The organism is Tunicatimonas pelagia (assembly GCF_030506325.1).
Classification (GTDB): domain Bacteria; phylum Bacteroidota; class Bacteroidia; order Cytophagales; family Cyclobacteriaceae; genus Tunicatimonas; species Tunicatimonas pelagia.
Window position 1 is genome coordinate 22,452 of record NZ_CP120683.1, and the last position, 11,205, is coordinate 33,656.

The 11,205-nt window shown below is 44.7% G+C and carries 9 protein-coding genes and 1 tRNA gene; 4 read left to right on the forward strand and 6 right to left on the reverse strand.

Annotation, left to right across the window (positions count from 1 at the left end):
* Positions 1 to 8 precede the first annotated feature (8 nt).
* Positions 9 to 503: a Fur family transcriptional regulator gene (locus P0M28_RS00055; protein ID WP_302207284.1), complete on the reverse strand. Its 495-nt coding sequence runs from the start codon at positions 501 to 503 to the stop codon at positions 9 to 11.
* A 67-nt stretch (positions 504 to 570) separates the two neighbouring features.
* Positions 571 to 2,805, reverse strand: coding sequence for a RelA/SpoT family protein (locus tag P0M28_RS00060; RefSeq protein WP_302207285.1), 2,235 nt, complete (start codon positions 2,803 to 2,805; stop codon positions 571 to 573).
* 253 nt (positions 2,806 to 3,058) lie between these two features.
* Between P0M28_RS00060 and P0M28_RS00065 the strand changes: the two genes are divergently transcribed.
* The 4 genes from P0M28_RS00065 (at position 3,059) to clpX (ending at position 6,647) form a co-directional block, all read left to right on the forward strand.
* Positions 3,059 to 3,140: transfer RNA gene (locus P0M28_RS00065), tRNA-Leu, on the forward strand.
* A 76-nt stretch (positions 3,141 to 3,216) separates the two neighbouring features.
* Positions 3,217 to 4,554 carry a trigger factor gene (gene tig / locus P0M28_RS00070; RefSeq protein WP_302207286.1) on the forward strand — a complete coding sequence of 446 codons (1,338 nt, stop codon included), beginning with the start codon at positions 3,217 to 3,219 and terminating at the stop codon, positions 4,552 to 4,554.
* Positions 4,555 to 4,635: 81 nt separating this feature from the next.
* Positions 4,636 to 5,331 carry a ClpP family protease gene (locus tag P0M28_RS00075; protein WP_302207287.1) on the forward strand — a complete coding sequence of 232 codons (696 nt, stop codon included), beginning with the start codon at positions 4,636 to 4,638 and terminating at the stop codon, positions 5,329 to 5,331.
* 80 nt (positions 5,332 to 5,411) lie between these two features.
* Positions 5,412 to 6,647 carry an ATP-dependent Clp protease ATP-binding subunit ClpX gene (gene clpX, locus P0M28_RS00080; RefSeq protein WP_302207288.1) on the forward strand — a complete coding sequence of 412 codons (1,236 nt, stop codon included), beginning with the start codon at positions 5,412 to 5,414 and terminating at the stop codon, positions 6,645 to 6,647.
* A 281-nt stretch (positions 6,648 to 6,928) separates the two neighbouring features.
* Here clpX and P0M28_RS00085 read toward each other — a convergent pair whose 3' ends face one another.
* The 4 genes from P0M28_RS00085 to P0M28_RS00100 form a co-directional block, all read right to left on the reverse strand.
* Entirely contained in the window at positions 6,929 to 7,957 is a 1,029-nt protein-coding gene (locus P0M28_RS00085; RefSeq protein WP_302207289.1) for a Kelch repeat-containing protein, read from the reverse strand.
* Between the two features lie 105 nt (positions 7,958 to 8,062).
* Positions 8,063 to 8,914, reverse strand: coding sequence for an endonuclease/exonuclease/phosphatase family protein (locus P0M28_RS00090; protein ID WP_302207290.1), 852 nt, complete (start codon positions 8,912 to 8,914; stop codon positions 8,063 to 8,065).
* Positions 8,907 to 9,644 (reverse strand): copper homeostasis protein CutC, encoded by a 738-nt coding sequence (locus tag P0M28_RS00095; protein WP_302207291.1) that lies wholly within the window; start codon positions 9,642 to 9,644, stop codon positions 8,907 to 8,909. The genes P0M28_RS00090 and P0M28_RS00095 overlap by 8 nt, the downstream gene beginning before the upstream one ends.
* A gap of 114 nt (positions 9,645 to 9,758) precedes the next feature.
* Positions 9,759 to 11,198 carry a SusD/RagB family nutrient-binding outer membrane lipoprotein gene (locus tag P0M28_RS00100; RefSeq protein WP_302207292.1) on the reverse strand — a complete coding sequence of 480 codons (1,440 nt, stop codon included), beginning with the start codon at positions 11,196 to 11,198 and terminating at the stop codon, positions 9,759 to 9,761.
* Positions 11,199 to 11,205: the final 7 nt, after the last annotated feature.

Below are 11,205 nucleotides of genomic sequence, written 5' to 3' on the forward strand. Positions count from 1 at the left end.
GAAACTACCTAACTTGATTTTTCTACATCCGACAAAGGTTCAGCCGGGCGTTTTTCGCAATTTTCTTTATTGCAGCTTCCGTACAGAATTAACGAATGATGATCTACCTCGTAACCTAATAATTCCCCCACCATTTTCTGAATATTATAAATACGGGGATCACAGAATTCCAGTACCTGATTACAGTCGGTGCAAATTAAATGATCGTGTTGCTTATACCCATAATTCTTCTCGTACTGCGCTAAGTTCTTCCCAAATTGATGCTTGCTCACCAAATCGCACTCCACCAAAATATCTAAAGTATTGTATACCGTTGCTCGGCTCACTCTAAACCCTTTATTTTTCATATTGATATAAAGAGACTCTACATCAAAATGACCGCTTCTTGAGTAGATTTCTTCCAGAATAGCAAAGCGCTCAGGTGTTTTTCGGTACCCTTTCTGCTCCAGATAAGCAATAAACGTGTTTTTAACTTTTGAAAATACTTCGGGGTTTAATGCCATAACCAGTCTCTAAATTGCAAAGATATAATTTTCGGGCGTAGTGCCACAACAGAAACGAAATTAGCGATTACAAAGATACGTTACGAGTGACTTTCTCTACGCCAGCGACTCGCTCTAACCGCTTAATCAACTTATCAAGATGCCGCCGATCGTGTACGTACAACATGATGTTTCCTTCAAAGATTCCTTCGTCTGTATCCATCTGGAAGGAGCGCATATTTACTTTTAGTTCTGAAGAAATAATATCGCTGATGTCGCTAATTAGACCCACCCTATCGGTTCCGTTAATGCGTAGGCCAGAAAGGAAAGCGGACTCTTTTTTCTGGGTCCATTCTGCCTGAACAATGCGGTAGCCATAATTTGACATTAGCTCAGGTGCATTGGGACAATCAGTACGATGAATTTTAATGCCTTCGTTTACAGTGACAAACCCAAACACATTGTCACCCGGTATCGGATTACAGCATTTAGCAATTTTATAGTCTACAATATCCTGATCTTCGCCGATCAGCAGCATCGCCTGCGCCTCACCTTTTAATTTGGAAACTGTCTTCTTAAAGGTTTTAGCATCATTGATCTGACCATTGGTCTTGGCTTTTTCTCGTTCGGTATCTTCTTTAAATCGCTTCAGCGAAGTACTAGGAATTACCCCCTCTCCTACCTGATAGTATAATTCTAGTGGCGTCTTCACATTAAAATAGTCGGTCATTTGCTCAATCACCTGACTATTCATTTCCATTTTCATTTGCCGAAGCTTACGCCTAATAATTTCTCGGCCTTCGGCTGCTTCCGCTTTTTTCTCTTCTTTTAGTATCTCCTTGATTTTCCCCTTCGCCTTTGAGCTAACCGCAAAGCGAAGCCATCCTTCATTGGGTTTCTGCTTGTTAGAAGTGATAATCTCGATCTGGTCACCGTTCTGGAGGATGTAATTGATAGGCACCAGCTTTTGATTCACTTTAGCCCCCAAACAATGAGCCCCCACTTCCGTGTGGATGTCAAACGCAAAGTCGAGAGCCGTTGCTCCACCGGGTAGTGTTCGTAGCTCGCCTTTGGGCGTAAACACAAACACCTCCTCGTTAAAGAGATTAGAGCGAAAGTCATCGACAAACTCAATGGCCGAAGCAGCATTCTCACTTTTGGCTTGCTCTAAAATAGTACGCACCTGCGCGATCCACTCTTCTAAGCCCGATTGACGGCTAGCCGTAGGCTTGTCTTTGTACTTCCAGTGCGCGGCGTAGCCTTTCTCCGCAATTTCATCCATTCGCCGGGTTCGAATCTGCACCTCCACCCACTGCCCACTAGGGCTCATCACCGTAGTATGCAACGACTCGTAGCCATTTGACTTGGGAGTACTAATCCAGTCGCGTAAACGCTCGGGGTTGGGGTTATAAAAATCAGTAATCACTGAATAGGCTTTCCAACAAGCGGCTTTTTCTTCCTCAATAGGCACGTCCAGTATAATGCGAACGGCGAACAGGTCATACACCTCCTGAAACGGAATTTTTTTGGTGTTCATCTTATTCCAGATAGAATAGATGGACTTAGGGCGACCCAAAATAACGAACTGATCTTTGCTAAAATGCTGCCGCCCAAACGCAGATTCAATGGGTTCAATGAACTTACGAATAAACCGGCGACGGGCATCTTTACTGCTACTAATAGCTTTAGCAATATCACGATAGACCCCGGGCTGGGTATACTTTAAATATAAATCTTCTAGCTCTGATTTAATAGCGTAGAGCCCCAGTCGGTGAGCCAGTGGGGCGTAGAGGTAGATAGTTTCGGAAGCGATCTTCAATTGCTTATCCTGGGGCATACTATCCAAGGTTCGCATATTATGCAGACGGTCGGCTAGTTTTACCAAAATCACTCGAACATCATCCGAAAGTGTAAGCAACATCTTACGGAAGTTCTCCGCCTGCTGAGAGCTCCCGTAATCAAAAACTCCCGCAATTTTGGTAAGACCATCAATAATCCGGGAGATTTTCGGACCAAACTCCCGTTCAATATCTTCCAGTTCTACGTGCGTATCTTCTACCACATCGTGCAGTAGGGCAGCAATAATAGAGGTAGTTCCCAGGCCAATTTCCCGAACGGATATTTCCGCCACCGAAAGAGGATGGTAAATATACGGTTCACCAGATTTACGGCGCATATCTTTATGAGCCTCTACCGAGAGGTTAAACGCTCGCTTAATCTGCTTAGCATCGTCTCCGTTCAGATAAGGCTTAGCTAAACGTAACAGACGACGGTACCGCCGAAGAATCTCTTTCTTTTCTGCTTCTTCGTTAATGGCCTGCATAATACTCCTTTTTAGAGGGTTTGCTTTAATGAAGATAATGAACCTACTGGCAAATAATAACAAAAAATATGATTAATTCATTCGAGAATGAAGTGTTCTGGTGTTTGGGTGTTTAAAGTGTGTCTATTACTAAAACACATGAATACATAAACACCCGAACACAACTTAAATAGAAACTCTCCTCAATATTTTTACGTTTGCCCATTGAAATAATGGCAAATAACACTAGATTTGCATTCTATTTTTCTGGAAGGCGGATGTGGCGAAATTGGTAGACGCACTAGACTTAGGATCTAGCGCCGCAAGGCATGGGGGTTCGAGTCCCTCCATCCGCACATCTTTCTGCAACCCTCTTCTCATTAGCCCATTGTTGAGAAGAGGGTTTTTGTTTCATACCAAAAACCTATTGTGTTGGATATTACACTCGACAAAAAAGAAAATAACGAAGCTACCCTTAACATTCGCCTTTTTCCGGGAGACTACGAGCCTAAAATAGAGCAAAAGGTAAAGCAGTACCGCAAACAGGTAAACCTTAAAGGCTTTCGGCCCGGTAAAGTTCCGGCGGGAGTGATTAAAAGAATGTACGGTAAAGCCATTAAAGTTGAAGAGATCAACGAATTACTTTCTCAGTCGGTGCCCCGCTACATACAGGAAAATGACTTGAAAGTAGTGGGCGAACCGCTACCCGACCTGAGCGATGCAGAAAACATTGACTGGGACAACCAAAGTGAGTTTTCTTTTAGCTACGACTTAGGTCTAGTCAATGACTTCTCATACGACTTATCCGATCAAGTATCTATTACTAAGCATACCATTGAGTTGACCGATAAAACTGTTGATGAGTCTATCGACAATTTACGTAAGCGGTTTAGCACTAACGAAACAGTAGAAGAAAGTCAGGCGGAAGATACGCTCATTGGTGCTATTCAGGTAGATGAAGAAACCAGCCACGAAACTGAGATTAATATCAACCTGGTGCCCGAAGAAAAGCGAGAGCAATTTACGGGCTTAAAAGCGAATGACTCGGTAACGTTTGATATACGGTCGGTTTTTCCCGAAGATACTGATGTTGCTTTTCTGCTGGGTAAAGAGCACGGAGAGGTTGCTGACATTACCGGTGATTTTACTTTTACTGTATCGGAAATCACCCGCCCGGCTCCGGCTGAAATCAACCAGGAGTTCTTCGATCAGATTTTCGGAAAAGATGCTGTAAGTACCGAAGAAGAGTTTCGCAATAAAGTGAAAGAGAATATTAAAGAAAACTACGATCGCGAGAGTGATGCCCTATTATCCCGTAGCATTCGTAATCATTATATCAATCAAACTGATATTCAGCTTCCTGCTGACTTCCTCAAACGCTGGATACTATCGCGCCAGGACGAAGAAGTGAATGAAGAGCAAATCAACGAGCAGTTTGATGATTACTTGCAAGACCTACGGTGGAGCCTAATCAGTGAGAAAATTGCGAAGGACGAAGAAATACAGGCCAACCATGAAGATGTAAAAAAGAAAGCCCGCGAACTAGTTTTATCGCAGTTTGGTATGTACGGCTCAGAATTTGGCGAAGACGAACGTTTTGACCCAATTGTAGATAACTACCTCAAGGGTGAAAATGGCAACAATTACATGCAAGTATTCAGTCAGGTACAGGCTGAGAAAGTTTTCGATTATATAAAAGAGAAGGTTACCGTTGAAGAAAAGGAAGTGAGCATAGATGACTTTAACCAAGTTGCCGAAGAGACTAAATAACTTCTAACCTAGCCGCGCGTTACAATATGCATATCACGTAGTCGTCCTACTGAATAATATTCTATTTAAAACCACTATTTCATGATTAACAAAGAAGAGTTTCGCAAATATGCCGTAAAGGGCCAAGGCATTAATGGGCTTACATTCGATAGCTACGTGCAACGGGTAGAAAACATGACTCGAGCGGTTATTGAAGAGCGTCCTACTAACTTCCGGGAGATTGATGTATTCTCGCGTCTAATTATGGACCGAATTATCTTTTTGGGTATGCAGGTGGAAGAGGGAATTGCTAACATCATTACCGCCCAGCTACTGTTCTTGCAATCGGTAGACCCGAAAAAGGATATTTCTCTGTACATTAACAGCCCCGGTGGTTCGGTATACGCCGGATTAGGCATGTACGATACCATGCAGTTCGTTACCCCCGATGTAGCTACTATCTGCACGGGTATGGCTGCTTCTATGGGAGCGGTGCTTTTATCAGGGGGAGCACATGGTAAGCGTGCGGCACTTCCTCACGCCCGTATTATGATTCACCAGCCCAGTGGTGGAATGCAAGGGCAGTCGAAGGACATGGAGATTACGCTACGTCAAACCCTAGAACTCCGAAAGGATCTATACCAAATTCTGGCCGACCATAGCGGACAAACTTTTGAGAAAATTGAACAAGATTCGGATCGCGACTACTGGATGCGGCCTACCGAAGCCAAGGAATACGGTCTGATTGATGAAGTGCTTGACCGGGGTGTTGCCTCGAAGGTTCGGAACGAATCGTAAATTTTACTAACTTACCAGTCCAGTGAACGGGAGATTATTTTCTCGTTCACTGATTTTACCGATTAACAATCGCTGAGATTATGCCCCAGCAAATTACGTGCTCCTTTTGTGGCCGGACAAAGAAAGACGTTGACCTGATGATTTCCGGCATCAATGCCCATATCTGCAATTTCTGCATCAACCAAGCCCAGCAAATTTTAGAAGAGGAATTAAAGATCAAAGGAAAGACCGCTAATCCGGAGTTTTCACTGATTAAGCCTAAAGAAATTAAGAAGCACCTCGATGAATATGTAGTCGGTCAGGATGATGCCAAAAAAGTGATGTCGGTGGCCGTTTACAATCATTACAAGCGGCTTATGCAACGCGACGACAACGAAGAGATTTCTATTGAGAAGTCTAACATTGTAATGGTAGGTGAAACCGGCACCGGAAAAACCTATTTAGCCCGCACGTTAGCCAAGATCCTTCAGGTTCCGTTTTGCATTGCCGATGCTACGGTACTCACCGAAGCCGGTTATGTGGGCGAAGATGTAGAAAGTATTCTAACTCGCCTGCTGCAAGCAGCCGACTACGAAGTGGAAGCCGCCGAACGGGGAATTGTGTATATTGATGAGATAGATAAGATTGCTCGTAAATCTGATAACCCTTCTATTACCCGCGACGTGAGTGGTGAAGGAGTGCAACAAGCATTGCTTAAACTCTTGGAAGGCACTAGCGTGAATGTTCCCCCGCAAGGTGGCCGAAAGCACCCGGATCAAAAAATGATCGCCATCAATACCGAACATATTTTATTTGTGTGCGGGGGAGCCTTCGACGGAATTTCTCGCCTAATTGCCAACCGTCTGAATACCCAACCTTTAGGTTTCACCGGAGCAAAGGCCAACCGTGATGACGTTCGGATTGATAAAGATAATTTGTTACAGTACGTCACGGCTCAAGACCTAAAGCAGTACGGATTAATTCCCGAATTAATTGGTCGCTTGCCAGTACTTACCCATCTTGATCCGCTGAGCCAAGATACACTTAAAATGATTTTAACTACTCCTAAAAATGCGCTAACCAAGCAGTACCACAAGCTTTTTCAAATGGAGGGTATTGAAGTTACCTTCCACGATTCAGCGTTGGACTACATTGTAGATAAAGCTATTGAGTACAAATTAGGTGCCCGAGGCTTGCGTTCTATTTGTGAGGCGATTATTACCGATGCGATGTACGAATTGCCGTCTCAAACCGAAATTAAGGAATTTACTATTGATCGGGACTACGCGCAGAAGCGTTTTGAAAAGTCCAAATTTAAACAGCTTACTGCTGCTTAATTCACCAGCTTAATTAAATATCTCTACCCATTTAACAAAAAAAGGAGCTCTAAGGCTCCTTTTTTATTGAACGAAAGCAGTACTGGGTATCAGAATTTAGAGTTAATTGGCCTTATTAGACTGATTTGCTAATTTTTACTTAAAAAAGTGGGTAGATTAACTCAAATTCAATAGATTGCATTTTTACTTCCCACTGTTTACTTCTTCATTACTGGGAAAATAGGTAGTGCATTCGCCTACCTATTTTTTTTACAAAAACCGCACCATATCCCGAATCTGGTTTATTTATTTTCAGCCACAGTATATTTTTCCAAACTGGTCAGTTCTGGGCCTCCTCCTCGGTCTCCGCTACCAGCGGCGATGTAAAGACTCTCCTTGTGGAGAAAGCCTTGAGTTCCATGACGCCCTTGTTTCAGCGAAGGCCACACTCTCCAGACGAGTTTCTTGAGGTCTAAAGCTTCAACCTCACTGTGAGCAGGAACTTGCGAGCCACTTTCACCTCCAATAACAATGAGTTGATCGTCAACGACAATTGAGGTAGCCCCCGCTCTTTCGGTAGGAAGTTGGTTCTCTAGGGTCATCCACTCACCAGTAGAAAAATCATAAACGTCTACTTCATCGATGGTAAGTTCCATGGTCTGCTTGGTTTTCGCGGAGGTGTTTCGTCCACCAGCCGCATAAAGTTTAGTCCCTTTCACTGCGCCCTGAAAGTGGTCGCGAGGGCGTGGGGCATCGGGTAGCTCTATCCATTCTCCCGTAGCCGGGTTATATTCATCAAGCCAAGCAACGTGTCCGTCGTAGTGTCCGTCCTGAATACCACAAAGCACATAGATTTTGTCTTGGTAAGCAACAACTCCGGCAGCCCCTCGTCTTCGGCTTTCAGGAATACTTGCTACCTTTTCCCACTGGTTAGTAGCTGGAACATAGGCGTACACATCGGGGATCGGAGTTTCGTGGGGGAAGCCTCCTGTAAAGGCACCCAGCACGTATATTTTATCTTGAAATGGCAGTGCCTGAAAATGATGCATTTCTAAGGGCGGCATTGCTCCTTCCGACCACTTATTAGTTGCTGGGTCATAAATATTGATTGGCTTATTCTTTCTTCCTCCAATTAGATAGAACTTACCGTTAAGTTCAGTAAAAGCATTTTCATGACGAGCTAAGGGTTCTCCTTCGGCGTTAATTGTTGTCCATTCGCTTTCCGCTACGGGCTGAGTAACTGGTGGATCTTCTGTTTCAGTCTGAGAGGAGTCAACCGATGTACAGTTGATAAGAAAAAGTATTCCTAGTAAAGGAAAAAAAGTCTTCATAGATAGGCTATTAAATTAACATGAATTATTACTCGGATGCAGTCATTATGCACCTAACTTACTGATTAGTATAAGTTTGCCCTACCCTGGCTATCTATCATTATCCTAACTATCTGGGCTGATAATTTCAACAAACACCGGAAAATGATCTGACGGATAAGTGCCGCCTCTTTCCTCACTAATTATTGCCATGCGGGATACCTTTAGTGAGGCACTCACAAAAATATGGTCAATCCGATCGCCGGGCAAGTCGGGCGTTACCGTAAAGCCACTAAAACTTTTTTCTGGTCCCACCGGAGGTAATTCACTTTTTTTCCAAGCGTCTTGCAGTGCTTCACTCTCGTCAATAATGCGGTACGGAGCCGACTGCGGATTGCTGTTGAAATCGCCCATCAGAATAATGGGAATGTTGGAAGCTAGCTCAGGAAGCTTGCTGGCAAGTAATTTAGCACTTTCCTGGCGAGCGGTATCGCCCCGATGATCAAAGTGGGTGTTACAGACTAGTATTGTATCAGAAGTAGACCTATTTCTGAGCATAACCCAGGTCGCAATTCGGGGTAACGCAGCATCCCAATCTTTGGTTGGCATATTCGGGGTAGTAGATAGCCAAAAGGTGCCTTCTCCCGTACTTTCAAAAATAGTATTATTGTAAAAAATAGGCGAATACTCTCCAGCCTCTTTTCCATCATCTCGCCCTACTCCCACTCTGCTAAAATCCGAGAAGTTTTCTTCTAGGTAGGTGACTTGGTGGTGCAATGCTTCCTGCAACCCAAAAATATCAGCTTGGTAAAATTTAAGCAGATTCACTACCCGTTCTTTACGATTATCCCAGCGATGCTCACCATCTTGCGGATTATCATAGCGAATATTGAACGTGATAACTTTCAGCGTTGAAGAAGGCTCAACGAAGCTCATGGTGAGTAGTAAAAAGAGAAGTAAAATGATCTTACTAAACATACGGTTGGTGGTTGTTAAGTTGGTTTCGCAAATTAACAATCTCCTGAAAACTGGCTAACCGATATTCGTCCGGCTTTAGTTTCGAGAATGCTATTTTGCTAGTAGTAGTGGTTTGCGAAACGGGTTGCCGAGCCGAGGCATGGACCTCAGCAATTCCGGCATCCAAGAGCTGAGTCACGTTTTGACTGATGACACCTCCCCCAGCTAAAATCTTAACGTTTGATGGCTGCTCTTTCAGTCTTTTGAGCAACGGAATTCCGTCAATAGCGGCTGATTTCTGCCCCGAGGTCAGTACTCGAGCCATATCTAGCTCATTAAGTTGCTTAAGAGCTTTTAGCGGGTTCTCTACTACATCGAAAGCGCGATGGAAGGTTATTGACATTGATGAGGCAACCTCTCGCATCTCTAGCAAAAAATCTTGATCCAGTTCATTCTTCGGGCTGAGCGCACCAATCACTACCGCATCAGCCCCGTGCTGACGGCAATACTCAATGCTTCTCAAAATAACCGTCTGCTCTACCGCAGTGTACACGAAGTTTCCGAGCCGAGGCCGAATGAGCACGTGAATGGGAATTGATAGCTTTTCTCGAGCGAGTGAAAACAAAGCTGCATCAGGCGTAAGACCACCTACTTCCAAGCAACTGCATAACTCAATACGATCTGCTCCAGCTTCCTGAGCGATCAGGGCTGATTCTAAAGAATCCACACATATTTCCAGCACTCTCTTCATAATGCTTTAAAATTAAAGCAAAGAAAAAGGGAAACCAACCTAAGCTGATTTCCCTTGCGTAGTGGCGTGAGATTATAGCCTACTATATTCTCAGATCTGATTTTGTGCCCACATTTAGTTAGCCTCACTAAACCACATCGGTCTGGTCTGGTAGTCATTATCAAAGCCCCCGATAGCCTCCAGGGCCTCCTGGTTCCAGTCGTACTCTGAGAACTGCCGGGGTAGCCACCGTTCTGAGGGCAATCCGTTATTATCGGGAACTAAATTATCCGGAAGGGTGAATCCAGGAAACACTTCGCTGCTCCAATCGTAGCGGCGCAAATCCGACCAGGTTTCGTTGTTGGTGTACAGGGCAATGTACTTTTGCCACATAATATCGCTGAGGGTCAGTGCTTCAGCCGTAGCGGGTAATACACCAACGATGTAGGCATTAGCCTCGTCGGGAGCTACGCCCACCATATCCACATGGGCCTGCACTGCCGTCAGGAAAGCGGAGTGGGCTGTAGCGCGGTCGCCCTTAATGAATGCTGCTTCACTCTTAATAAACTGCATCTCGGCGTAGGTCATCAGCGGGTAGGGCACATCATCCTGGAAGAGGTATTTTCCGTAAAGAAGGGGGGCTATCCCGGCGGTGTCCCCCGCGGTAGGTGCAATGCCCACGTACACGCTATCTTCGTTAGTATTGAACATCAGCGGTAAGCGGGGGTCTTCTGTTCCACCAGCATAGGTGCCATCTAGGTAACTGATAATAAGTTCCGAGGCTAATCTTTCCTCAAAATTGGCTCGAGTGGGTCCCATAAAACTACTGTTAGCCGAGCCATCCCCGGCAAAAATCACACTGGCGTTATCGTCGTTGCTGGTAAAAGATTGGTCTACAAACGAGATAACCTCATCGGGGTTATAACTCGCTTTATTAGACAGGTGGTGGGCGTTACGAGCTTTTATAGCGTAGGCAAATTTCTCCCATTTAATTAGATCTCCCTCGTACATGAAATCGTTACCGGCTAAGCGGGAGTCTACGGCAAACTCAGGCTCGTTCAGTAAGGCAATCGCTTCGTCGGCCAAGGTTTGAATTTCTCCGTAAATAAGTTCCTGCGAGTCGTATTCAAATTTGGTTCGGGTATTATCCCAAGCTTGCCGGTAGGGCAATTCACCGTGGTGATCGGTTACTACCTGCCAGCTCCAGGCCCGGACCGCCTTAGCAATGCCCTGATAGCCACCTAGCTGCCTTTCCCGAGCCTGCTCTACCATCTCGTTTAAGTTAGACCCCGTAGACCAGTAATGGTTACGAAATTTTTGAGTACCACTTCTAGCACTAAAGCCATGACGGTCAAAGTACTCGTTAGGATCTAGCGAAACCCAGTTTTGGGTGTAAGCTCCTACATAGCGACTGTCAAACATTTCCCCTTCGGCCATAGAGTAGACAATCTGCGGCAAGTAAAGATGCGGTGAAGCCGTTTGGGGCAAATACGGGTCATCGTTAATATCCAGGTAGTCTTCGCAAGAAGCTAGGAATAATACGGTCAGGATTAAGTATATCTTATAGATTTTCATAGTTGCT

What these genes read in the sequence shown, in the direction of transcription:
- P0M28_RS00055 (WP_302207284.1), bottom strand. Translation starts at nt 503, where the DNA reads ATGGCATTAAACCCCGAAGTATTTTCAAAAGTTAAAAACACGTTTATT.
- P0M28_RS00060 (WP_302207285.1), bottom strand. Translation starts at nt 2,805, where the DNA reads ATGCAGGCCATTAACGAAGAAGCAGAAAAGAAAGAGATTCTTCGGCGG.
- P0M28_RS00075 (WP_302207287.1), top strand. Translation starts at nt 4,636, where the DNA reads ATGATTAACAAAGAAGAGTTTCGCAAATATGCCGTAAAGGGCCAAGGC.
- clpX (WP_302207288.1), top strand. Translation starts at nt 5,412, where the DNA reads ATGCCCCAGCAAATTACGTGCTCCTTTTGTGGCCGGACAAAGAAAGAC.
- P0M28_RS00085 (WP_302207289.1), bottom strand. Translation starts at nt 7,957, where the DNA reads ATGAAGACTTTTTTTCCTTTACTAGGAATACTTTTTCTTATCAACTGT.
- P0M28_RS00090 (WP_302207290.1), bottom strand. Translation starts at nt 8,914, where the DNA reads ATGTTTAGTAAGATCATTTTACTTCTCTTTTTACTACTCACCATGAGC.
- P0M28_RS00095 (WP_302207291.1), bottom strand. Translation starts at nt 9,644, where the DNA reads ATGAAGAGAGTGCTGGAAATATGTGTGGATTCTTTAGAATCAGCCCTG.
- P0M28_RS00100 (WP_302207292.1), bottom strand. Translation starts at nt 11,198, where the DNA reads ATGAAAATCTATAAGATATACTTAATCCTGACCGTATTATTCCTAGCT.